Source organism: Lacipirellula sp. (genome assembly GCF_965279485.1).
Lineage (GTDB): Bacteria > Planctomycetota > Planctomycetia > Pirellulales > Lacipirellulaceae > Lacipirellula.
The window spans coordinates 1,930,529-1,953,356 of the sequence record NZ_CBDIIC010000002.1 but is presented as its reverse complement, the minus strand read 5'-3'; the positions used below and the strand labels follow the sequence as shown (position 1 = coordinate 1,953,356).

The 22,828-nt window shown below is 62.3% G+C and carries 16 protein-coding genes and 1 tRNA gene; 9 read left to right on the top strand and 8 right to left on the bottom strand.

From position 1 onward, the window contains the following. Positions 1–116 precede the first annotated feature (116 nt). Positions 117–374: a hypothetical protein gene (locus ACQY7R_RS15460; RefSeq protein WP_428306484.1), complete on the top strand. Its 258-nt coding sequence runs from the start codon at positions 117–119 to the stop codon at positions 372–374. Continuing rightward, positions 371–763 (top strand): helix-turn-helix domain-containing protein, encoded by a 393-nt coding sequence (locus ACQY7R_RS15455; protein WP_428306483.1) that lies wholly within the window; start codon positions 371–373, stop codon positions 761–763. The genes ACQY7R_RS15460 and ACQY7R_RS15455 overlap by 4 nt, the downstream gene beginning before the upstream one ends. Here the strand turns inward: ACQY7R_RS15455 and ACQY7R_RS15450 are convergent. Further along, a complete protein-coding gene (locus ACQY7R_RS15450; RefSeq protein WP_428306482.1) occupies positions 708–1,787 on the bottom strand; it encodes a tyrosine-type recombinase/integrase in 1,080 nt (359 codons plus the stop codon). The two genes, ACQY7R_RS15455 and ACQY7R_RS15450, sit on opposite strands and share 56 nt — an antisense overlap. A gap of 112 nt (positions 1,788–1,899) precedes the next feature. Continuing rightward, positions 1,900–1,974: transfer RNA gene (locus ACQY7R_RS15445), tRNA-Pro, on the bottom strand. 219 nt (positions 1,975–2,193) lie between these two features. On the opposite strand from ACQY7R_RS15445, the gene ACQY7R_RS15440 reads away from it, so the two are divergent. The 4 genes from ACQY7R_RS15440 to ACQY7R_RS15425 are packed head-to-tail and all read left to right on the top strand — an operon-like array spanning position 2,194 to position 6,951. Then, entirely contained in the window at positions 2,194–4,056 is a 1,863-nt protein-coding gene (locus tag ACQY7R_RS15440; RefSeq protein ID WP_428306481.1) for a sigma 54-interacting transcriptional regulator, read from the top strand. Beyond that, on the top strand, positions 4,040–5,311 hold the full coding sequence (locus tag ACQY7R_RS15435; protein ID WP_428306480.1) for a PQQ-binding-like beta-propeller repeat protein: 1,272 nt from the start codon (positions 4,040–4,042) through the stop codon (positions 5,309–5,311). Before ACQY7R_RS15440 ends, ACQY7R_RS15435 begins: the two co-directional genes overlap by 17 nt. Before the next feature lie 27 nt (positions 5,312–5,338). Then, positions 5,339–6,631 (top strand): phenylacetate--CoA ligase family protein, encoded by a 1,293-nt coding sequence (locus tag ACQY7R_RS15430; RefSeq protein ID WP_428306479.1) that lies wholly within the window; start codon positions 5,339–5,341, stop codon positions 6,629–6,631. After that, complete coding sequence (locus tag ACQY7R_RS15425; protein ID WP_428306478.1) at positions 6,628–6,951, top strand: DUF971 domain-containing protein; 324 nt, start codon at positions 6,628–6,630, stop codon at positions 6,949–6,951. The genes ACQY7R_RS15430 and ACQY7R_RS15425 overlap by 4 nt, the downstream gene beginning before the upstream one ends. 67 nt (positions 6,952–7,018) lie before the next feature. Here ACQY7R_RS15425 and ACQY7R_RS15420 read toward each other — a convergent pair whose 3' ends face one another. From ACQY7R_RS15420 to ACQY7R_RS15410, 3 genes are all read right to left on the bottom strand, one after another. Then, positions 7,019–8,848 carry a DUF4340 domain-containing protein gene (locus tag ACQY7R_RS15420; RefSeq protein ID WP_428306477.1) on the bottom strand — a complete coding sequence of 610 codons (1,830 nt, stop codon included), beginning with the start codon at positions 8,846–8,848 and terminating at the stop codon, positions 7,019–7,021. 122 nt (positions 8,849–8,970) lie between these two features. Continuing rightward, positions 8,971–11,730 (bottom strand): Gldg family protein, encoded by a 2,760-nt coding sequence (locus ACQY7R_RS15415; protein WP_428306476.1) that lies wholly within the window; start codon positions 11,728–11,730, stop codon positions 8,971–8,973. 137 nt (positions 11,731–11,867) lie between these two features. After that, entirely contained in the window at positions 11,868–12,587 is a 720-nt protein-coding gene (locus tag ACQY7R_RS15410; protein ID WP_428308901.1) for an ABC transporter ATP-binding protein, read from the bottom strand. 520 nt (positions 12,588–13,107) lie between these two features. Between ACQY7R_RS15410 and ACQY7R_RS15405 the strand changes: the two genes are divergently transcribed. Then, positions 13,108–13,707, top strand: coding sequence for a Uma2 family endonuclease (locus ACQY7R_RS15405; RefSeq protein ID WP_428306475.1), 600 nt, complete (start codon positions 13,108–13,110; stop codon positions 13,705–13,707). A gap of 19 nt (positions 13,708–13,726) precedes the next feature. Here the strand turns inward: ACQY7R_RS15405 and nadB are convergent, their stop codons facing one another. After that, complete coding sequence (gene nadB, locus ACQY7R_RS15400) at positions 13,727–15,334, bottom strand: L-aspartate oxidase (protein WP_428306474.1); 1,608 nt, start codon at positions 15,332–15,334, stop codon at positions 13,727–13,729. A gap of 276 nt (positions 15,335–15,610) precedes the next feature. Here nadB and ACQY7R_RS15395 point away from each other — a divergent pair, with 276 nt between their 5' ends. Further along, positions 15,611–16,357 carry a TraR/DksA family transcriptional regulator gene (locus tag ACQY7R_RS15395; RefSeq protein ID WP_428306473.1) on the top strand — a complete coding sequence of 249 codons (747 nt, stop codon included), beginning with the start codon at positions 15,611–15,613 and terminating at the stop codon, positions 16,355–16,357. Positions 16,358–16,483: 126 nt separating this feature from the next. Here ACQY7R_RS15395 and ACQY7R_RS15390 read toward each other — a convergent pair whose 3' ends face one another. Further along, on the bottom strand, positions 16,484–20,284 hold the full coding sequence (locus tag ACQY7R_RS15390) for a hypothetical protein (protein WP_428306472.1): 3,801 nt from the start codon (positions 20,282–20,284) through the stop codon (positions 16,484–16,486). Positions 20,285–20,710: 426 nt separating this feature from the next. On the opposite strand from ACQY7R_RS15390, the gene lpxK reads away from it, so the two are divergent. After that, positions 20,711–21,838, top strand: coding sequence for a tetraacyldisaccharide 4'-kinase (gene lpxK, locus ACQY7R_RS15385; protein WP_428306471.1), 1,128 nt, complete (start codon positions 20,711–20,713; stop codon positions 21,836–21,838). A 447-nt stretch (positions 21,839–22,285) separates the two neighbouring features. Here the strand turns inward: lpxK and ACQY7R_RS15380 are convergent, their stop codons facing one another. Beyond that, positions 22,286–22,705 carry a hypothetical protein gene (locus tag ACQY7R_RS15380; protein ID WP_428306470.1) on the bottom strand — a complete coding sequence of 140 codons (420 nt, stop codon included), beginning with the start codon at positions 22,703–22,705 and terminating at the stop codon, positions 22,286–22,288. Between the last annotated feature and the right edge of the window lie 123 nt (positions 22,706–22,828).

Below are 22,828 nucleotides of genomic sequence, written 5' to 3'. Positions count from 1 at the left end.
TTTTACGCATCGTTAACCGATTGATACGGCCCAAAGTTCGTCACATTTTCATTGACAGACTCTTGATCCAGAAAATGCTGGTAGTAGGTCCACTATTCCATTTCTGGAGACTCGCTATGTATACGCTCGTCAAACGTCTCGTCGCTACCCACCCCGCCGCCATCGCCGAAGTCGCCCTGTTTTGCCGCGAGAAGGCCGACACGATCCTGAGTCCAGGCCGCATCCCCAATGTTCGTTGGGGTTCTAACCGGCGTCACCCTGCTGACGAACTGCTGCTGATCACGAACCAGCTCGACGCCCATCAGTTGATTGAGCTGGCGGAATACATCGAAGGCCAGTTGCCGCCCGCGGTCGCCATGAGGGTAATCGCATGAACTTTCACAAGCTCTTAGCCAAGCTTGAAGGCCTCGACGATCGCTGCGCGGAGTTTGTCGCCGCCGGTATCGTCAACGAGGTCAGCGAATGGGCGGCTAAGAATGGCTACCCTGATCTGGTCAGAGAATGGACTCCGGCGGCTCAACCTATCGAAGTGAGGCGATACCTTGCCGCTGCCATCGCTGCGACCAAAACGCAAGTTCCCGAGCCATCAACAGAGGATTATTTCACCGTTAAGCAGGTAGCGGAGAAGCTGCAGATCAGCGAGCGGTCCGTCGCTCGCATGATCGACAAAGGCCTGACCACAGTGAAAGTCGGTAAGTCTATTCGAATCAAGCCAGCGGACTTGGAGCAATTCCTGTCAGACCAAGAGACGGTATTTGATTAGCCGCGCCAGACATGAAGTCGACGTTTGCGTCCAAGTGGCCGTAACGGGTGGCCAGCATTCGCGTGTCGACATGCCCGCATAGCTTACTGACGGTAAGCGCATCCTGTCCGCTCGTCAGGCGGTGATGGGCAAAGCTGTGCCGCAACACCGTGGCGCAAATCTGTGGCATTTTCAGAACCGTCTTCAGACGGCGGAATCGGCAGTTGATGCTGTCGCGATTCCAGGGATTGCCTTCCGAATTGCGGAAGAGCTTGCCTTCGGGCCATTGTTTCGCGAGTCGGTTTACGATTTCCATGGCATCGTCCGGAACGTAGACCACTCGCGCCTTCTTGCGGCCCTTGCTTTGGGTGACCGGCAGAATGAAGCGGCTGCCATTCAAGTGCTGCAATTCAAATCTGACGATCTCTTCCGCCCGAGCGCCTGTCGCGACCATGAATCCCAGGTAGTCCTTGAACTCCTGATCGGTCGCCGCTTCAAACACCTTGGGCCATAGTTCGACCGGAATGAAGAACTCCCGGACTCGGCGGGCGGGCTTGGGCATGTCTGCGATGGGATTGTGGTCGACGTAACCCATGCCCTTCGCCCACGACATGACGCCTTTCACCAGTGCGATGTAATCGCTCGCTGTCGTGGGGCTAATCGGAGTCTCGCTAGACTGCCGTTTGCCCTTGTTTCCCTTGCCCTTTACCGGCACCTTCTTGGTGTCGTTGGCGTCAATCCATTTTTGAACATGAAGCGCCCGAAGCTGCTCCGCCTTCAGGGGTGCCGGGATAGCCTTGCTGAACGATTGCAGCATCGGCTGGCGTCGCTTGCACGTCGACTCGGCGAGGTTCTTCTTGGCCCACTTCCAGTAGGCTTGCAGCACTTGGCGGACGGTGTGGTCGCCCGTGATGCCACGATTCATCAGGGCCTTGAACTTGTCGTGGGCCTTCTTCTCGTTCTTCCCGAGATTGTGTTGTTTGCCGTCAAGACAGACGTACCACGTCTGATTGGCTGATCGGAACCAAGGTTTTGGCGTGCGCATGAAATGGGCCTCCTGGAAAACATAGGTTTCCTAGAAGGCCCGGTACTGTGCACGAACCGTGCAAAAATGCACAGATTCGGAATGTGGGTATCGAAAGAGTCGGTTTTTCTAGTCGGGCTGAGAGGATTTGAACCTCCGACCTCTGCGTCCCGAACGCAGCGCTCTAGCCAAGCTGAGCTACAGCCCGATCCTGGTTTGCCGTGGCGAACCGTAGGGAAGCTACCGAGTTTACTGGAGACGCCCCGCTCCCACAAGGCGGGCTGAGCTGGTCGATTCGGTGAATTTCCGTGGCTCCGCGGCTGCCGTTCCGCCCGCGATTTTGGCGGCTCCGCAGCGGTTCGCTGCGTTTCCAACGCCCTCACGGTGGGTTACGATTGACGCAGGCAATCCCTTCCCGCCGCACGGAATGCGTGGCTTCGCTGTGTACGCTTATCTGACCATCCTTACGGGCAAGCATTCGGGGACGAATTTCCCGCTCGATCCCTCGCGCGACACGCTCCTCGGCCGCGGCACCGATTGCCATATCTCGCTCACCGATCCCCTCTGCTCGCGAGTCCACGCCATCATCCACTACGAGGATGGCGAACGGTGGGTGATCGACGACCAAGGCAGCCGCAACGGCACGATGGTCAACGGGCAGAAGATCTCCGACGCCACGCTCGCGGATGGGAATCAGATCAAGCTCGGCAGCAACGAGTTCGAGTTCCGCCTCTCCGACGAACCGGCTACGGCGCAGGGTGATGGCGGCGGGCAGACGCAGACGATCGTGCAAGATCTGCCGATTGCCGTGCGGCAGAGCAATGAGGAAGTGCTCGCCGCGCTGCCGACGCCTGAGCAGGTGCAGGAGCTGATGCTGCTCTACCAGCTTTCGATTCGCTTGCTCGGCTGCGACGATCCCGATGAAGTGATTCGCGTTTCGCTCGAACTGCTCAAGGTGCGCACGCAGGCGGCGGTCGTCGGGTTCCTGTGGGTCGACGATGAAGATCAGCTCAAGCCGAAGCTGGTGATTCCGGTCGGCGCGGCCGATCGCGTGACGCTTAACAAGAACCTCACTGAGTTGGTGTTGAGCCAGGGCCATGCCGTGTGGGTCGCCAACCAGGCGGCGGGCGGCGAGGCGAAGAAGGTCGAGCACTTCGCCGACGCCGTGTGCGCGCCGCTCGTACGAAAGAGCCGCGACGGCGAACGGCAGACAGTTGGCGCGATTCACGTCTACCTCGAGGCGGGCCGATTCCGGCAGTCGGATTTTGATTTCATCATCGCCGTCGCGAATCTGGTGGTGATCGCACTCGTCCGAGCGCGGGCCCACATTTCGCTGCAGAGCGATTACAAGCAACTTGTACGGGCGTCGCCGGGCTACGACGAACTCATCGGCGAGAGCAAGCCGATGCGGACGCTCAAGAGCAAAATTGAGCGTGTCAGTCGGGCGCCTGGCTGTGTGTTGGTGCGTGGCGAGAGCGGCTCCGGCAAAGAACTCGTCGCGCGGGCGATTCATCGCGGTAGCCATCGCGCCGATCGGCAGATGATTTCGGTGAACTGTGCTGCGATTCCCGCCGACCTGATGGAGAGTCAACTCTTCGGGCACAAGGCGGGTTCGTTCACCAGCGCCGACCGCGACCACATCGGCTTCTTTCAACAGGCCGACCTAGGGACGCTGTTTCTTGACGAAGTTGGCGAACTGCCGCTCGAAGGGCAAGCGAAACTACTACGTATTCTAGAAGGCCATCCCTTCCTACCGGTTGGCGCTACGCAGGAAGTTCGCGTCGACGTTCGTGTGATCGCGGCGACGAATCAGGATCTGCAGACGTACGTCCGCGAGAAAAAATTCCGCGAGGATCTTTACTATCGGCTCAGCGTCTTCGAACTCTACATCCCGCCGCTGCGGGATCGCGAGGGAGACATCGAACTGTTGATCGATTTCTTCCTCAGCTACTATCGTCGAGAGCGCGGCCGCCCGCAGTTGCAGATGAGCGACGCAGCGCGAGCGAAGTTGCTAAGCTACCGCTGGCCGGGCAATGTCCGCCAATTGCGGAACGTGCTTGATAGCGCCGTCGTGCTTGCCGACGAAGATGAAATTCTGCCCCGCGACCTCGGCCTCCGCGATTCGGGGGGCGATCAGCTCGATTCACTGCAGATCGACGTTTGGGAGAAGAAGTTGATTCTTGAGGCGCTCCGCCGCTGCGACGGCAACGTTCCCGATGCAGCCAAGTTGCTCGCGATTGGTCGGGCCACGCTTTACCGAAAGATCGAACTCTATGGGATCGAAAGATAGCTGGAGTCGTCGGTTCGGCCGAGCCGTTGCAACGATCGCGCTCGGCGTGGCGGTTTTCGATCTGCTTGGCGGCAACGTGCACGCTGGCGAGAACTGGACGCGGTTCCGCGGGCCGAATGGATCGGGCGTGGCCGCCGATGTGACGTTCCCCGTCGAGTGGAGCGATGAAGCCTACCTTTGGCGCGTCGATCTGCCGGGGAAGGGGCACAGCAGCCCTGTTGGCTGGGGCGACAAGATCTTTGTCACATCCGGCGATACGACGAGCGGCGCGATGACGCTGCTGGCGATCGACGCGGCGAGCGGCAAGACGCTGTGGAAGCGAGAGTACGCCGCGTCGCCCCACTCGCTACACGCGGCGAATAGCTACGCCTCGGGGACGCCGACCGTCGACGACGAGCGGGTTTACGTTACCTGGACCGCCGACGGCGTGCTGCACGCGGCCGCCGTGACTCACGCGGGCGACGAGGCGTGGCATCGCGAGCTTGGGCCCGCCGACTACAAGCACGGCTCGGGCAACTCGCCGATCTTGCTCGGTGATTTGCTCATCGTCGCGAACGATCACACCGGCGAAAGTTTCATCGCGGGGCTCGATGCGGCGACAGGCGACGAACGCTGGCGGCGACCGCGACAAGCGGGCACTGAATCCTACGCCACGCCGCTCGTGTATGAAGCGGCGAACGGTGAGCCGCAGATCGTCGTTTGCAGTTCGGCCGAGGGGATTGCCGCGCTCGCGCCGGCCGACGGCGCCGTGCTGTGGCAGCTGCCGGGAGTCTACGAAGCCCGCTGCGTCAATTCGCCGTTCCTTGCCGAGGGGTTGATTCTGAGCGGCAGCGGGGAAGGGGGGAACGGCAAACAGCTCACCGCCGTTCGACCGGCGGCCAGCGCCGGCGGCCAGCCGGAGATTGCGTACGAGCTCAAGAAGAGTTTGCCGCAAGTGCCGACGCCGCTCGCCATTGGCGATAAGCTTTTTGTGTGGAGCGACCGCGGCGTCGTGGCGTGTTACTCCGCCGCCGACGGGAAGCCGCAGTGGACCAAACGGATCGGTGGCAACTTCTACGGCTCGCCCGTTGCGGCGGGCGAACGCATTTACTGCATCGACGCTGAAGGAGATGTGGTCTGCATCGCGGCCGCGGACGAATACGAGCTGCTTGGACGTTCTCCGTTGGGGCAGGCATCTCATGCGACGCCGGCGATCCATCAGGGTAAGATGTTTCTGCGGACTGAATCTTCGCTCGCCTGCTTGCCGGCGGAGTGACACGCCGACCTCTGCCGTGTTGGAGCCATGGAATTGAACGTTGACGAACGGCGGAAGTTGGAGTCGCTTGATCGCGCGTCGCTAGAACGGCGGCAACTTGAGCGGCTGAATGCGACGCTCGGTCGTGCCGCGGCGGAGAATCCGTTTTACGCGCGTAAGCTAACGGGCGTTACGCTTCCGCTCGCCTCGCTAGCGGATCTGGCGACGCTGCCGACGACGGCGAAAGCGGAGCTGACCGCGGACTGCGAACCTGCGGACCTGCCGGCCAATCGCACCTGGCCGATCGAACGCTACGTCCGCTTTCACCAAACGTCGGGAACGCACGGCCGGCCGATGCCGGTGTACGACACGGCTGAGGATTGGCAGTGGTGGATCGGCTGCTGGCAGTTCGTGCTCGACGCCGCGGAGACGACCGCCGCCGACCGCGCGATGCTGGCGTTTTCGTTCGGGCCGTTCATCGGATTTTGGAGCGCCCATGATGCGCTCGTCGCGCGCGGAGCGCTTGTCATTCCCGGCGGCGGGATGAACTCGCGGGCGCGGCTCGATCTCATTGAACGCACGCGGCCGACGATTCTGCTCTGCACGCCGACGTATGCGCTGCATCTCGTCGAAGTCGCCGCCGAGTGCGGGTTTGACTTGGCGTCTTCCTCGGTGACGCGGGTCATTGTCGCCGGCGAACCGGGAGGATCGATTCCGGCAGTTCGCGAGCGAATTGAATCAGCTTGGCAGGCGCGCGTCGTCGATCATGCTGGCGCGAGCGAAGTCGGCCCGTGGGGCTACGCTGACGTAGAGCGCCGCGGCGTCCATGTGCTCGAAAGCGAGTTCATCGCCGAGTTCCAATCGGTCGAAACGGGACGGCCAGCTGGTGAGGGCGAGCTGTCCCACCTATTGCTCACGTCGCTCGGGCGGTACGGCTTGCCGATCATTCGCTACCAGACGGGCGACTTGGTTCGACCCTCGTGGCGCGGCAGCGGCGGCAATCGGTTCGTACTGCTTGAAGGCGGGGTGCTCGGTCGGGCGGATCAGATGATGATCATCCGCGGCGTGAATATCTTTCCGTCGGCAGTCGAAGAGATCCTCCGGAGTTTCCCCGACGTGGTCGAGTATCGGCTCACGGCTCGCAAGCGGGGCGCCATGGACGAACTGCTCGTCGAAGTGGAAGATCAGCGATCGGCCCCGGAGCGCATCGCGGAAGCGATGTCGTTGCGATTGGGACTGAAGATTGAAGTGGCATTGGCGCCGCCGGCGTCGTTGCCGCGGTTTGAAGGGAAAGGGCGACGCTTCATTGACGAGCGTCGCAGAGATGAGGAACCAGCGTGACGATTCATCCGACCGAACTGAAACTAACGTCGCCTGAGCGACTGCGAATCGTCTGGAGCGACGGGCAAGTCCGAGAGTACACCATTCGCGAACTTCGCGAAGGCTGCCCCTGCGCCTCGTGCCGCGAAAAGCAGTCAGCGGAGCCGCCGCCAGCGACCACGCTGACGGTCCTCAGCCCTGCTGAAATCCGCCCGCTACGGATCGCCTCGATGGAGCCGGCTGGTCGCTATGCCTACGGCATCGACTTCAGCGACGGGCACGATACGGGGATTTATACGCTGGAACTGCTGCGAGAGTTGGGGACGCAGGTCTCCGGCTAAAAATGTTGAGGGCCACTGGCAAGATCCCAGTGGCCCTCATTTGATGCTCGCTTGAAGCTTGCGACACTTACTCCGCCGGCGGTGCACCGATCGGCAGGTTCGGCAACCCTTGCAGCGGGTTCGCGTCGTCGGCCGGCGCTCCCTCGCCTTCGGCGCCCTTCTTCTTGAAGACCTGATCGCGGCTTAGATGGATCTGCTTGTAGACGTCGTTTGAAATAACGTAGTACCAATCGCCGAACCGTTGGTTCAGCTGGGCGACGCGCTGCTTGCCCTTCTCGACAGTCTCGTTGTACTCGTCTTGCAGCCGTTGATTCTCTTGCTCGATGGCTGCACGCTCGGCAGCGGCAGTATCTTCGCCAGGTTGAGCGGCTGGTTTCTCGGCGGCGGCTGGCGCTTCGTCGGTCGGTTCCGCTGCAACTGCTGGAGCTTCCGCGGGAGTTTCTTCCGCAGGCTTCTTCGCTTCAGTTTCAGCGGCTGCGTCGGCCGGATCGGTTTCGTCGGTCGGTTCATCGTTCTGCAACGACTCCGCCTGATCGCCGCCCGCCCCTTCGGGGTTCGGCTCCGCGGCAGGTTTGGCCTCTTCCGCCGGCGCTGCTTCTTCCTTCGTTCCCTCCGAGTCGGCCGCCGCCGGCAACTCCTTGAGTTGCGGCTTCGGGATCGCGTCTTCGTTGAACCGGGCCATCACGAACAAGTAACGGCGAAGATCCTTGCCATCGCGAGAGGCGGCAGCCTTGGCCGCCTCTTCGACCGCCGTCGGGTCGACCGGGACTTCGCCGTCGGCGCTGTCGGTTTGCACCTGTAGTTGGCCGAACCGCAATACATACTCAACGCCGTCGCGTTGGGTGGCGATCAACTCGCCTTCGCTAGAGAGGATTTCCGGCGGAGCGCCCGCCTTCAATGGCACGGGCGAGAACCCCTTGGCGATCAAGTCCTGGAACGCCTCCTGGTTGGTCATGAAGTCGTTGCCGGCCTTCAGGTCGTCGCTGAGGCCGCCCGGCTTCTTGGCGATGTCGACGATCAGCAGATCGTCGAGGCCAGTGCGAAGCTGATTGATCGCTTCTTGATTGATCTCTTCGTCTTCGGGCAAGGTCTGCTCGACCATCTGCTTCGTCGCCTTGTCGTAGCCTTTGAGATCGCCCAAGTTCCACTTGGCGCCCTCGGCGTCGTAGTCGAGCTTGATCTCGCTGCGGCGATCCCAGCTCACTTGCGGCACGATGCGACCATCTTGCGACATCGCGAAGCCAAGGTCGGCGGAATAGTCGTTGATGTACAGTTGCTGCAAGTCGAACGGCGCCAGTTGCAACAGGTCGTCTTCGATCCAGTCGTCGAAGTTCGTCGACAGGCTCGCCGGGTCGAGTTCAACGATGTAGACGACGTCTTGATTGCTGTTGCGAACGTAACGTTGACCTTCGGCGTCTTTTACCTTCTTGCCGATGATCATGTCGACCAGCGTTTTCCCTTCGGCGTCGCTCATCACGACGCGGGTCCCGACGCCTTCGCTGTTCGAGTCGAGCTTCGCCGACTGCGGGTCGATGACTCCGAGGGCCTCGTGGTCCTGGGCCGTTTGGGCCGCGACGCGGAGAACCTTGCGATCGACGAGCGCATTCGCGGCGGTCGCCATTTGCTGGGCGGCGTCGGCCGGATAATCCTGTTTCGACGGAATCCGCCAAACGCCGTCGGTCGACGCGACTTCGAATTGCTTTGTCTTCGCCGTCGGCTTGTCGAATTTCACAATCTGCAGCCGCTTCGGTTCGTCGACTTCGAAGCCGGTGTTGATCGACGAGCCGACGAGCGTGTTGACGTTAACCGCTTCCGTGGGGCGGTCGATGAAGTAAGCGGCCCCAACGGCGACGACGCCGAGCACGACGAAGGCGATGGTTTTGGCGGATTCAGACATGAAAGACTCCGAGAGTCGATGAATGCGAGTTTTAAGTTGCGAGTCGCGAGCGGCGAGTTACGAGACAAGCAGGGTGGCGGTCTTCTGACTCGCTACCCGCAACTCGTAACTCGCAACTACCTCTACCTCAGCCGTTCGCGGGACACGCCTTGGCGTTCGAGTTCGCGGCGGCGGAAGAAGACCGCCAGCGCCAATAGCAACGGCGGGATCGGCGGGATCAGGATCGCGTACAGCTTGTAGCGATCCTGGACCGTGCGAATCTCCTGATCGAGTTTGTAGTCAATTTCCTTCACCTGACGCCGGCGTTGGCTTTCCAAAGCGCGGACTTCCGAGTCGAGCTTGTTTTGAGCTCGCATCCGGACCTGTTCGACCAGCACGTCTTGCTCCATGCGGTTGATGTCGGTGCGACTGCTGACTCGTTCGATTTCGTCGGCCATCGTCTTGCGGGCCGCATCGAGTTTTTTGTTGATGTCCTCGATGAACGCTTCTTGCTCTTTGCTCGCCTCGGCACGGCTGGCGGCGGTCGCTTCGTCGATCTTGGCGAGCGTGCGATGGACGCGGGTCCGCTTGCGGATGTCCATAAAGCGATCGACGCCGGCGAGCTCGTCGATGATGTTGAGGATGAACGTGACGTTCTGCGTCGCGGGAAGGAACGTTTCCTCGCCCCCTTCGCGAATGAAGAAGAAGCTCGGGATGATCCAGTCGATGTCGGTGACGACGATGACGTTCATGTCGCGCTGCTGCGCCTTCTTCGCCTTGCGGCTTTCTTCTGCGTTTTCCGGAGCGTCGGCCGGGTCGGCGCCTGCCTTCGCGGAGGCAGTGAGCGCCGAGTCGTCTTCCGGAGCTGGGCCGCGAATATGGGCGGCTAGGATGTAGCCATCCTTGGTGGGCGAGCGCGGGATGTTATCAGCGATCGGCGAACGTTGACTCTGCTCCATACGCTGCAGCAGACGGGCCGGCGCTGGGCCCGAGTTGCCGACGCCCGACGCGACGATCTGCTCGAACTTGAGTTTCGAATCATCGACTCGCGTGATGGCGCCTGGGTACAGGAACAGCAGCTGATTGAGCGCGGACGAAACTTCCAAGTTCTCGTTGAACGCCTGCTTGTTGCCGTTCCCCTTGTCGATGAAGACCCACTGCGGATCTTGCATTGAGCGGACGCTCGCCTCGGGAGCGTAATCTTGCCAGATGACTTCCATCGGGTTGACGCGAATGCCAAGGAGTCGCCAGAGCTGATCGATGTCGCCCTTTGGTTCCGTTTGGCCTCCGCCGAACATTCCCATGCCGCCCATCATCGATTGCTTCTCTTCCCCAGTTCCCGGCATCGATGACGGGTAGAAGTAAGGAAAGGGATCTTCGAGAACTGCGGTCGGAATGCCAGAGCGAATCGCGTCGACCACGTGATCAAACGCATCGGGGCTGAGCATCGACGGCTGCACTGCCAGCAGCACGTCGTAGGTGCCGCGGATTGGCTGCGCGGGGTCGACGCTCACGACTTCGTATTGCTTGCGTAGCTCGGTAATCAGCGGCCAATCGCCGCGAAGCGAGCCGTCGGGGTTCATAATGTTGATCCCCGTGTTGATAATGCCAAGCTTGGGGCGTTGCTTCTCGGCGACCGTCATGATCGAGCGAATCAACTCGTACTCGACCGGAATACCCTTGTTGACGAAGGGGGTGACGACCTTATCGAGCCCCGACGTGACGGCGATCCCCATGAAGAACTCTTCGTTCTTATATTCACCGCCGGAAGCGATCGTTTGCTCGCGCGGCACGATGCCGAAGTTCTTCTCGGCCAACTCCGCCTCGGGGCCAAAGTTGGGGATTTCGTGAAGCGCGACCTCAATTTTGCCTCCGCCGAGGGCTTTGAATTCCTCGAGCGTGTTGGTCAGGTTCAACTTGATCGCAGTGTAGTCGGTGGGAACCTGCGGGCTGACGTAGGCGTCGATCTTGATCGATTTGACGTCCTTGTTGTCTCGCAGCTCGCCAAGGAGTTCCCGCGTGTTGGGCGAGAGCGTGCTTAGCTTCTCCCAGCTGACGTCGGCCCGCAGTGAGTTGCGATCTTGAACGATCACGGTCACGCCGATCGCGATGGCCAGCAATGCAACCGCTCGCGTGAGGAAGTGGGCCAACAAATACTTACCGTCGTCGCGCGACTGCCAGTGACGGCGGCCGATGAGGATCATGCTGATGTAAATCATCACCGCGGCGATCGACAGGAAGTAGGCCATGCCGCCGAGGCTGAGGACGCCCCGCTTGAAGTCGCCGAACTGATAGACGGCGCTCCAGCGGCGGATCGTATCGGCCCAGGCAGGGTCCTTCACGAACCAGTTGGCGACGCCGAACAACGCCAGCGGCATATTGAACAACATGCCGGCGATGAAGCCGACGGTGAGATTCGAGGTGAGGAACGATGCGACCATGCCGATGGCGATCATCGCGATGCCCATGAACCAGTACCCAAGGTAGGTGCTGACAAACAGACCGATGTCGGGGTCGCCGAGGCCGTACTGGAACACCGTGTAAATCGACACGCCCGAGAAGAGGAGCGACACGGTAAAGATCGCCACGCCGGCCAAGTACTTGCCGAGCACGACGTCGAAATCGCTCGCCGGCAGCGTGAGCAACAGTTCGTCGGTGCCCTGGCGGCGCTCTTCGGCCCACGCGCTCATCGTGATCGCCGGAATGAAGACCAGCATGATGAACGGCAGCCATTGGCTGAGCTGATCGACGTTCGCCAAGTTGTTGGCGAAAAACTCCGGCGGCCAGAAGGTCGCCAGGGCGCTGAGCACCACGAAAACGCAGATAAACACGTATCCCGTCGGGCTCGAAAAGTAGCTGACGAAATCGCGCTTAAAGATCGCGGAGAGAACGTTCCACTTCATGATATTTGATCGGCCTGGGCCAATGATGGACAGGATAACAGGATGAAATGGATTGACAGGATCATCGTTTCGTAGACACGCATCCTGTCGATCCGCGAAATCCTGTGATCCTGTCGATGATTTATTGAGATTGCCTACTAAGTCCGCCGTGCGTCGCGAGTCAACTCGTGGAAACGCTCGTCAAAGTCGCTCTGATCGGCCGCCAATTGCTGTGGCGTGCCATCGAACACTAGGCGTCCTTCGTTAATGAACAGAACGCGGTTACACATCGCCTCGACCTCTTGCAGAATATGGGTCGAGAGGAGAATCGTTTTCGTTTCACCGAGTTCGCGGATCAATTTGCGAACTTCGCGAATCTGGTTCGGATCGAGACCGGCGGTCGGTTCGTCGAGAATCAGCACGTCGGGGTTGTGAAGTAGCGCCTGGGCCATGCCGACGCGTTGGCGATAACCCTTCGACAGCTTGCCGATCGGCTTGCCGATTACTGCTTCGAGGTTGCAGCGGCTGACGACTTCTTCAATCCGCTTGCGAAGTGCCATCCCCGACATGCCGCGAGCATTGCCGAAGAAGGTGAGCAGGCTCCGCGGCGACATATCGGGGTAGAGGGGGCCGTTTTCCGGCAGGTAACCGAGTCGTTCGGCGCCGAGCAGCCGTTCGCTGCCCATGTTGAAGCCGGCGATCTTCGCCGTGCCGGCCGACGGGGCGAGGTAGCCGGTGAGCAGCTTCATCGTCGTGCTTTTGCCGGCGCCGTTCGGGCCGAGGAAGGCGGCGACCTCGCCCTTATTGATCGAGAACGTCACATCGCGCGACGCGGCGAAGTTGCCGTAGTACTTGGAGAGCCCGATCGCTTCGATCATCGGCTCGCCCGTGGGCTCAACGGGGATAAACTCGGCGACACGCGGTCGGTCGGTCGGCAGTGAACTCATACGACGGCTCGACTCCATGCTAACTTCGTGGACGACGGTGGTTCCGTCGCCGGCCTCGGCAAATCGTTCGCGGTTCCGCCGTCGCGGGAGGGCGGTACGGGGGCGACCGAATCGCGGCCCCTTCACGCTTCCCAGCAGCCGACGGCGAAGCGGCGTCATCCTCCAGGAACGGAGGAACTTGCGGGGCAGGGGAGAGTAGCCCGACAAGCGGTAAGTCGCCGCAGGCGCGACAGTTGCGGCGAACTGAGCGGGGCAATGGCCAAATCGCCCCACGGTCCGCCCAGGGTAGGCTGGCAAGCCTAACCCGGCAGTTTTCGCCTGTCTATACCAGGGGCTACGCCCTGGTGAGGGGCAAGGTTCGGCTGCGGGGTGGAATTTGTAGGTTGCTGGGGGAGCAAGGCGGGGAAAGCTCAGTTTGTGACGGTTGTCGATTCACTCTAAAATGCGAGCTATGAGCAGCGCTTATTCCACCTTTGTCGGACCGCCTGGAGTCGGGGACATTCGCCTACCCGTGGCGCCGCTGTCGACCGAGCAATATCTCCGCATGATCGAAGCGGGGGTTTTTGATTCGTCGGACAAGGTGGAGTTAATCGGAGGGTTCATCACGCCTATGGCCCCCGTAGGACCCGAGCACAATGGCTCGCTCTTAAAGCTGACGAAGCGTTTTGCGGTTGTGGCTGATCGGTTCGAGATCGCCGTGCAAGCGACGGTCTCAATCTCTGCGGGGGAAGTCTTAGAACCCGATTTCGCTTTGCTGACGGAACGCGCGGACGGATACATGAGCGCGCTCCCGCGGGCTGCTGATGTGCGGTTGCTGGTCGAGTCGGCTGCGTCGTCCCTCAAGCACGATCGCCAAGTGAAGCTATCGATTTACGCCGCAGCTGGGATACCTGAGTATTGGATCGTTGATCTCAAGGCGAAAGCGCTGGAAGTCCACCGTGATCCAGTTGGCGATTCCTACCAATCGATTCAGGTTTTCTCGGGCGATGACGTAGTAAGCCCGCTGGCTTGCCCTGAAGTTTCGCTGCGAGTTGGGAGCTTGTTCAGTTAGGCGACTTGGTTGCACCGATCTAGGTTAGGCGTCGATCGCCCAAGCGCACCTTCCAGTGGACGTCGTCCTGCTCCGGAAAATCGCTTCGCAAATGCACGCCGCGGGATTCTTCGCGCCGTAGCGCCGCGCCGATGAGCACGCGCGCGACAGTCAGCATGTTCTGCAGTTCCCAGCCGGCCGGATCGGGGAACTGCTGGGCGAGGGCAAACCGCTGCCACTGCTCGATCGACTTCGCGGCGCTCCGTAATCCTTCGCCGTCGCGGCGGACGCCGGCGGCCCGCCAGACGAGGCTCTTGAGCGCATTGCGCACGTCTTGCAGATCGAGGTGTTCGGTCGCGTGCGCGATGGGCTGGTTTTCGAGCGGAATCGCTTCGAACGAGTCGGGCATTTCAAGCGCCGCCGCGGAGGCCGCATCGCCCGCGCGGGCGCCGAAGACGAGCCCTTCAAGCAAGCTGTTCGACGCGAGCCGATTGGCGCCATGCAGGCCGCTGCTGGTGACTTCGCCGGCGGCGAAGAGGCCGTCGAGCGTCGTGCGACCGTCGTGGTCGACCTTCACGCCGCCGATCATGTAGTGGGCGCCGGGACGAACGGGGATGCGATCAACCGCGATGTCGAGGCCGAACTCGCGGCAACGTTGGGCGATACCCGGGAAGCGGGCTCGCATTGTCTCGGCGTCGAGGTGGCTCAGATCAAGATAGACGCACGAGTGCTTCGTCTTTTCCATCTGATCGGCGATCGCCTGGCTGACGACGTCGCGCGGGGCGAGCTCGGCGCGGGGGTCGTAGTCGGGCATGAAGCGATGACCGAGCACGTTCACCAGGATCGCCCCTTCGCCGCGGACCGCTTCGCTGATGAGGCTGCGGCTGCTGCCGGCGATGTAGAGCACCGTCGGGTGGAACTGCATGAACTCCATGTCGGCGAGTTCGGCGCCCGCGCGGTACGCGGCGGCGTGGCCGTCGCCGGTTGCCACGGGCGGGTTGGTCGTTTCGCGGAAGATCTGCCCCGCGCCGCCGGTGGCGAGGATCGTTTGCTTCGCCCAGACGAAGGTCTTGCCGTGGCGCTCGTTCCAGACGAGCGCGCCACGGCAGCGGTCGTCGCTCGTGAGCAGATCGATCGTGAAGGTGTTCTGCCAGAACTGGGCGCGGAGCACGTCGCGAGCCCGCGCGATCATCGCCCGCATAATCTCCTGGCCGGTCGCGTCGCCGAGCGCGTGGACAATGCGGTTGTGGCTGTGGCCCCCTTCGCGACCGAGTAGCAGTTCGCCTTCGAGCTTGTCGAACGAGGTGCCCCACTCGATAAGCTGGCGGATATGTTCGGGCGCCTCGCGGACGACCATCTCGACCACTTCGCGATCGCACAAGCCGGCGCCGGCGACGAGCGTGTCCTCGACGTGGTTTTCGAATTTGTCATCTGCCCCCAGCACGCCGGCGATGCCGCCTTGGGCGTAGGCGCTGTTCGACTCTTGCAGCTTGTCTTTGGTCACCACGAGCGTGGAAAGCCGCGGATCGATCCCCATCGTCGCCCGCAGCCCCGCGATGCCGCCGCCGATGACGAGCACGTCGACGAAGTGGTGCGAGACGCGCTTGGGGTGAAAGGCGACGAGATACCGAGGAACCACGGGCTGCATACTAACCAACGGCGGAGAAGGTGGTGATAATAAATGAAGCAGGCGGGCGCGCAACTAGCCAACGGTTTGGCAAACGACGCATCGCCCGCGGCCAACGCTCGCGAACTGAGCGAAGGGGGATGGCTCACTATTCCAGCGTAACAGATGGGATGCGACGCCACAAAAGCGCGACCGTTGCTGGCGTGCACCAGCGGCGTCACGGCATAGGGTTTGCAACCGAACTTTCCGGAATCGACGGCCGTCGCGGCCGCCAGTCGTTGCCACGAGGTTCATGCCATGAAGTCCATTGAGAAAGATCGTTACCGTCGGGCACTCGAAGCGCTGCTTGAGCGGATGCGGCCCGACGCCGATTCGATTCACGACCAAACGCGCACCTCCGTCGGGGGCGATGCAAGCCAAGAGCTATCGAACGCGCCGTTCCATCTCGGCGATCGCGGAACCGATGAGTTCCTCTTTGATATGAATACAACGCTCCTCGAAAATGAGGAGTATCTGGTGAATGAAGTTCGCGCGGCGCTCGTGCGAATTAACGGCGGCGATGATGGCTACGGCCAGTGCGAGCATTGCAGCCGATCGATCGCGAAGGAGCGGCTCGAAGCGATCCCCTACGTGCGGTACTGCGTGAAGTGCGCTGACGCTGCCGGCAGCGGCGCCGCGGCGAACTATAACGTGGGCCGTCCGCGCTCGCCGAGCGATACGCTTGCTCCCGAAGGGGAAATGAACGAGTTCCGCGGCCGCGATCTCGATGCACCGTTCACTGATTTGGAAACCGATCGCGATCGCCGCCGTTCGCGGAGCGATCAGCATGCGGCTGGCACGCCCGGCGGCGGCGGAGCGCATGGCGGGCTGGCGGGCAGCAACGACGGCAACGGCGATCCGAACATCTCGGAGCTTGAAGATGAGATGGCGAGCGGGTCGAGCGATCTGTTCGATGCGCGGGATGATAATCCCGATGAGCCGAAGTCGGGGCGGTCCGGCGGGGCCGTTGGGGGGACGCCGGCGAATAAGCGGGCGCGGTCGTGAGCCTTCGCGAGGTGCGAAATTAGCCCCCGGCACTTTATGCCGGGGGGTTTTTGTTTCGTGCCGCAATATTGGCAGCGCCGTTCGCCCCCGGTTTGAAGAACCGGGGGCTAAGTAGCACGCTTCGAATCAATCCTTACGCTGGGACGAAATCCCCTTCGTGTACTCGCGGACGCGGTCGGCGTATTCCGACGGAGGCTTCACGCGTAGCGCGTCGTTCGCCCGCAAGTCATCGGCTTTCGCCTGGCCGCGGAATTTCAGCGGGCCGTTGCTGCGCGGCAGTAGATTGCGGAGTGTGTCGTCCAGTTCTTGCTTCGCTTCGTTGGCCGCCTCGCCTTCGCCGGCGGCGCTCGCCTTGAGGTTCTTCCAGCGATCGACGAAGCGTTGCAATTCATCCTCGGTCCAGCCGAGTTTCTTCAGTAGCGTTGGATCGACCTGCTTCTTCGCGAGTTGTTCGTCGAGCCGTTCGAGCACGAGGTCGGTTTGCTTCTTGGCGTAGTCAAGGTTCGGATCGTCGGCGCCGAGTTGGCCGCTCTCGGTCGAGGGCGAGCTCATGGCGTTCGAACCGGTGCCGCCGCCGATCGGTTGTGAGCCGCCAGTTGCCGTGGAGTTGTTCGACTGTTGCTTGTCAGCGGGATCGCCCGACTTCTCGCCCTCGGACTTTGATTCGTTGGACGACTGCTGCCCGCCGCCGCCCGATTGCCCGCCAGGCTGCTGGTCTCCTTGCGGTTGCTCGCTGCCAGGCTGTTCGTTCGGTTGTGGTTGCTGCTCGCCAGGTTGGCCGGAATTTTGCTGTCCGCCAGTTGAAGGCGACTGCCCCCCTTGCTCGCCGGGTTGCTGTCCCCCTTCGCTCGGTTGGCTCTCGCCCGTCTCGCCTTGTTGGCTGCCGTTGCCGGGTTGGTCGCCGCTCGATTGGCCCGTCTTGCCGTCGGCCTGTTGTTGGTCTCCGGCGTTGGCGCCGGTCTCGCCTTCGCCTTGCTCTTCGGCTTTGCCGGCGCCTTGGTCGGCGGCTTCGTGTTGACCCGCGCCTCCCTTGCCGGCGGCGTCGGCCTTTTGACCGGCGCCTTGCTTCCCGCCGCCCGATTGCTCGCCACTCTGGCCGCCCTTTGAATTGCTTTCCTTCTTGTCCCCTGAACCCGACGGCGGTTCCTGGTCGTCTTGACCTTGGCGATTGTCTTCGTCTTGTTTGTCGCGGCCCTGGCGCATCGATTGGTCGTTGCCGGGGGCGCCCTCTTTTTCGCCGGCGCTGTGACCTGACCCCGAGTTGCCGTTGTTGCGATTCATTTCGCTGTCGGAGCCGGGCTCTTCGCCTGCCTGCTGATCTTCCGGATTGCCGTCGCCCGGCTTCGCTTCTTCCGGGATGTTGGCGCCTTCGCGTTTGCTCGGGTTGTCGCCCGCGTTGCTTGTCTTCTGCTCGGTGTCGGTCGCCTTCTGGTTGGCGCCTTGAGGTTGCGCGCCGTCGGCTTGCGGCTTTTGGTTGGAACCCTTTTGGCTTCCCTTCGCACTGCCAGTCGACGACTGCTCGGGCGATTCGCCGTTTTGCTCGCCTTGGTTCGTTTGTTCGCCAGCGTCTTGCGCTTCGTCGGCCGTGGCGCCTTCTTGCTGTTTGCCTGTAGCGCCAGCCTGCGGCTTTTGCTGGTCCCCTTGGCCGTTGGTTTGCTGGGCGCTCTCGGCTCCTTGTTGCGGCGTGTCGTTCTGCTTGCCTTGTTCGCCGGCGCTTTCGCCTGCTTGGGCCTGCTCGGTTTGCTGGCCTTGGCCTTGCTGCGAGGGGTTCGGCTTCCCTTCGCCGGCGCCCTCTTGCTCGCCCATGTGTTCGGCCATGCGTTGGAAGGCGGTGCCGTCGTCCTCGCCGCCGGAAGCGACCTTCGACTGTTCGCCGCCCGCTTCGCCTTGCTCGCTGTTTTCGCCTGGCTTCGATTCGCCGTTCGACGATTGTTGCTCTTTGCCGCCCGATTGGCCGCTATTGTTTCCCTGCGAGTTGCCTTGCGACGATTGGTTGTCGGGTGATTGCTCGCCCTCGCCGCCGGAGCCGCCGCCGTTCTCTCCCGCTTTGTCTGACGGCTCTTGCGATTCACCCGATTCGTTCTCGCCGCTGCCGCTGCCAGCGCCCCCTTGGCCTTCTTGCTTTTCGCCTTGCGACTCGCCTGATTCGCCTTGCCCGCCGCTGGAACCGCCTTCGCCAGCCTGCGCTTCGCCTTCGCCGCCGCTTTCGCCACCTTGGCCGCCGGCGCCGCCTTGGCCACCTTGTTCGCCGTTCTCGCCGCCTTGCTTGTTGTCGGGCTGCTGTTGGCCGCCGTTCTTCGGCGGCTGCTGGCCTGCCGGCGGTTTGTCGGGACCGAGGATCTTCAAGCGGTAGTGATCGGTGAACGCCGTGTTCGCTTCGGGCCGCGAATCTTCCGCAACGGCCCAGTACTCGAGGACGTCGCCTGGCTTGAGGCCGAGTTCACCCGGCGTGTAGGTCTTGATGGCGCCGAAGCGGCCGGTGTGAATCTTGTCGAGCATCTCGAACAGCGGCTGCTCGGGCTTGTCGTTCACCTTGCCGATGATGGCGACGCGCTTCAGGCCGTAATCGGGATCACGGGCCTCGACGCCGACGGTCAGCAGATCGCTGACGCGCGCGACCTGCTCCTTCTCCTCGGGATCGGTGATCGAAATCTCTGGTCCCAAGTCGCGAGTGACTTCGATCGAGTGGACCGTCGGATCGGCGTTCGTGCGGCCGTCGGCGGTGGTGAAGCGAAGAGCATATTTCGGGTGGAGCGGCGTCGGGCTGTTCTCGCGGAAGCCGAGCTTGAACTTGGCCGTCGCGCGGTCGCCGTTGAACGTCATCGTCAAATCGTTCGTGCCGTCGGCTTCGAAATCGACAGATGCGGTTTTGATCGGCTGGCTCGCGAGGGCGTCGATCGTCACCTCGGTCCCGTCGAGGCCTTTGACGTCGCCGTTCTGCACCGACTCCTTCGGCGGCAAGCCGGTGTAGCGCGGGTAGTCGTAGTGAATCTTCTGCACGACGATGGTCGGCCGTTCGAAGACCGAGAGCTTGAACTTCTCGGTGCGGGCGTCGCCCGCTTCAAGCCAGTAGGTGAGATCTTGCATCACGCCCGAGTCGGTTCCGCGCGGCAAGAACCCCGTGAAGCGGCGGGCTTCGGGCGAGGGACGCTCCATGCGGATCGATTCGTCGACGGTCTGCTCGTCGGCGGTCGAGTAGCGGAGCCGCACCGGTTCGTTGCCGCTCAGGCCGTCGATCTGCGCGGAGATTTCGACGCGCTCGCCGCGGGCGACCGAGATGCTGCCCGGCTTCACGTCGAGGATTTGCACACGGCTCGGGGGCGTCACGTCGGACCATGGCGCGAGGACGCGCACGGTCGAAAGACCGAGGCTCTTCGGCGAGAGGAGGGCGTAGAGCGCGCAGACGGTGATGACCGCGAGCAACACGTAGCCGAGTCGCAGCAGGGCGGAGCGGTCGATCGACGCCTCAAGCGAGGCTTTCGAAAGCTTGGCGGCCGTTTGCTGTTCGAGGGCGTGGTAGACGCGGGCCGAGAGGTAGTTGCGGTGGCTGCGAAAGAGCAGCAGGTTGAGCAGGCTGTTCTTAAGCGACGGGGCGTTTTGCTCGATCGTTTGCGCGGCGTAGACGGGGTTGATCGGCTTGAGCAGCGGAATGAACTGCCGCCAGCCGTACCAGGCAAGGCCGGCGACCATCACGACGAAGAGCGTCGCGCGGCCGGCGACGTTCAGGCCGCCGGGGATGATCCAGTGGTCGAGCAGGGCGCCAACGAGGACGAATGCGAGCAGGCCGATGGTGAGCGTGAGGAGGCCGGCGCCGAGGTCGAGGAGTTTGAGCGCCCGGCGGGTGCGGCGGATTTGCTCGTCGATATACCCTTCGCTGTTGGCGAGGGCGGGGTTCGGCGGCAGCGGCGGCGGTGCGATCGTCGACATAAACCTGAGCAATCCCACGACGGGGAGCGGAGGCCAAGCGGGGCGTTGAGTTTCATTATAGGAGCGGCGCCCTGAAGTTGAGACGCACCTGGGGGAGAAAAGGTCCATCCGGCCTAGTGGATGGGGCTGAAATTCCGGAGAATCGCGAGATTGCCGTTAAATTGAACCGCCAAGGACGCCAAGGAGAGGGTGTCTTTCAATTGCTTCGTGCCTTTGCGTGAAGCAATTTCCCTCTTAGAAATCTCTCGCAAAGGCGCAGAGGCGCAAAGTAAAGACAAATGCAAATAAAAGGGTGGACTGGCGTCTTTCCGTCGTGCCGTCGTGGTTCAGTCTTTCCCCGCATTTCTTTGGTGAACCTTGGCGTCCTTGGCGGTTAATCTTTCAAACTTCACGGTTCTCTGAGTTTCCGAGCAAGCAGCTGCACTGATGATTTCGCCTTCGACATTTCGTGATTTGATTAGCGGGCGGCGGCGCGGGGTGGCGGCGGCGGCGGTGCGGTTGGTGTTTGGGGCGGTGAGCGTGCCCTATGGCTGGGCGATTCGCGTTCGCAACCGCGGGTACGATCGGGGCTCGAAGGAAGCCTACCGGCCGAGCGTGCCGGTGATCAGCGTGGGGAATCTCACCGTCGGCGGGACGGGGAAGACGCCGATGGTCGAGTGGCTCGCGCGGCACCTGCGGGAGCAAGAGGTGCGGGTGGCGATCCTCAGCCGCGGCTACGGGGCGGAGCAGGGGGGGCTGAACGACGAAGCCCTCGAGCTGGAACTGTCACTTCCCGATGTACCGCATTTGCAGAACCCCGATCGTGCGGCGTCGGCGGAGATCGCGATCGACGAGCTCGCGGCCCAGTTGCTGCTGCTCGACGATGGGTTTCAACATCGGCGATTGGAGCGTGATCTCGACTTGGTGCTACTCGATGCGACTGAGCCGTTTGGGTTCGATCGGCTGTTGCCGCGGGGAACGCTGCGGGAGCCGGTGGCGGGATTGCGGCGGGCACAGGGGGTGGTGTTGAGCCGGGCCGACATGATTCCGCCGGCGGCGCGGGAGCAAGTGCGGGCCCGGGTGGCGCAGCTCGCCCCGACGGCGGCGTGGGCGGAGGTGGAGCATCGGCCGGCGGCGCTGCTCGATTCGAACGGCGGGACGTCGCCGTTGGAAACGGTGCGCGATCAGCCGGTGGTCGCGTGCTGCGGCATCGGCAACCCGGCGGGATTTCGGCACACGCTCGAAGGGCTCGGTTGCCGCGTCGAGCGGTGGCGAGAGTTTCCCGACCACCACGACTTCACTCGCGAGGATGTCGATGAACTAGCGAAGCTGGCCCGCGAGGCGAATGCGCGGTTCATCGTCTGCACGCGCAAGGATCTGGTGAAGCTGCGGGTGCCGAGCATCGACGGCGTGTCGCTGCGGGCGGTAGGCGTCGAGCTGAATTTCCTGCGCGGCGAGGCGGAGCTGGCGGCGGTGATCGCGCCGCTCGTGGAGCGGGCGCGGGCGGAGAACAACGCGATGTTCGACGAGGATGCCGGCGACGGCGCGGATGGCGAACTGGGCGGCGACGCGTAGATGTCGCATTGGCTCCAACTGCGCGAATCGCATTTTAGGCGACACTAAGGATCTTCTCTAAGTCGCCTTCTCGAAACGGCTTGCGGCTTAATGTCGCTTTTTGATGTCGCATTTGAGGCGACATCAAAAAGCGACATCAGCAGCGATGGCTGCGTTTTGGGAGCAAGGCTCGCTTGATTGTTGGCGCAGCGTGAACGGGCGTCGGCGGCTTGCAGGGCCGGTCGCTGAGCTGGCGGCGGGTTGCCAAAGAACGAATGGTGGTCGGGTGTTCAGTGTAGGCGAACGGGCGGCCAAAAGCAAGTTGATTTGTGGATTAATGCGAGGGGGCGAGTTGCAGAGACGCGCAATCGCTCGGCGGGGCTGGACTGGTCGCTGAAGCGATCAGTCCGACGTGCTGGCGGGGAAGCCTGAAGAGGGGGCTTGGGCGATTTGCTTGGGCCGCGGGGCTTAGCGGACTGAGTGAACTTCGATTTCGTTCACCAAGCGGCCTAAGAGAATTGTATCCATCGCGGTCATCGCCAGGTGTTGGGCGATTTGCTTCACGTGGTACGAGCGCGAAATGCCGCGGAGGACGAATTGGCCCTCTTCGACGCTGACCGAAAGGTCCCGAATGCGGCCGGTGAGTTGCGATTCGACGACGTCGGCGATTTCGGCGGCGACGGCGTCGAGCTGCGATTTGGCCGGTTGGCGGACGGTCAGGCGGGGCTTGGTGCGGCGTTTCATGGAGGGGCCCGTTGCCTCGGCGTCGCCGATCGTGGTGCTCAGGGTGGCCGCGACGCGGGATTCGTCGTCGCGGAGCGCGGCTTTACGCGTGAGCAGCTCGTCGCTGCCGATCCGATTCACACTACGATCGCTGATTTTGATCATCGACAGAACCTCCTTGCGATCGCGCAGACGCGTTCAACGTCTGGGGCCGACTACTCTGTTCGTTCCAACGGGCAGAGAACTAGTCCTGCGTGCCGCGCGGATGACGCATCCTTGCGCCGCAGA

Coding starts and splice junctions, on each gene's coding strand:
- ACQY7R_RS15460 (WP_428306484.1), top strand. CDS start 117: ATGTATACGCTCGTCAAACGTCTCGTCGCTACCCACCCCGCCGCCATC.
- ACQY7R_RS15455 (WP_428306483.1), top strand. CDS start 371: ATGAACTTTCACAAGCTCTTAGCCAAGCTTGAAGGCCTCGACGATCGC.
- ACQY7R_RS15450 (WP_428306482.1), bottom strand. CDS start 1,787: ATGCGCACGCCAAAACCTTGGTTCCGATCAGCCAATCAGACGTGGTAC.
- ACQY7R_RS15440 (WP_428306481.1), top strand. CDS start 2,194: ATGCGTGGCTTCGCTGTGTACGCTTATCTGACCATCCTTACGGGCAAG.
- ACQY7R_RS15435 (WP_428306480.1), top strand. CDS start 4,040: ATGGGATCGAAAGATAGCTGGAGTCGTCGGTTCGGCCGAGCCGTTGCA.
- ACQY7R_RS15430 (WP_428306479.1), top strand. CDS start 5,339: ATGGAATTGAACGTTGACGAACGGCGGAAGTTGGAGTCGCTTGATCGC.
- ACQY7R_RS15420 (WP_428306477.1), bottom strand. CDS start 8,848: ATGTCTGAATCCGCCAAAACCATCGCCTTCGTCGTGCTCGGCGTCGTC.
- ACQY7R_RS15415 (WP_428306476.1), bottom strand. CDS start 11,730: ATGAAGTGGAACGTTCTCTCCGCGATCTTTAAGCGCGATTTCGTCAGC.
- ACQY7R_RS15410 (WP_428308901.1), bottom strand. CDS start 12,587: ATGATCGAAGCGATCGGGCTCTCCAAGTACTACGGCAACTTCGCCGCG.
- ACQY7R_RS15405 (WP_428306475.1), top strand. CDS start 13,108: ATGAGCAGCGCTTATTCCACCTTTGTCGGACCGCCTGGAGTCGGGGAC.
- nadB (WP_428306474.1), bottom strand. CDS start 15,334: ATGCAGCCCGTGGTTCCTCGGTATCTCGTCGCCTTTCACCCCAAGCGC.
- ACQY7R_RS15395 (WP_428306473.1), top strand. CDS start 15,611: ATGAAGTCCATTGAGAAAGATCGTTACCGTCGGGCACTCGAAGCGCTG.
- ACQY7R_RS15390 (WP_428306472.1), bottom strand. CDS start 20,284: ATGTCGACGATCGCACCGCCGCCGCTGCCGCCGAACCCCGCCCTCGCC.
- lpxK (WP_428306471.1), top strand. CDS start 20,711: ATGATTTCGCCTTCGACATTTCGTGATTTGATTAGCGGGCGGCGGCGC.
- ACQY7R_RS15380 (WP_428306470.1), bottom strand. CDS start 22,705: ATGATCAAAATCAGCGATCGTAGTGTGAATCGGATCGGCAGCGACGAG.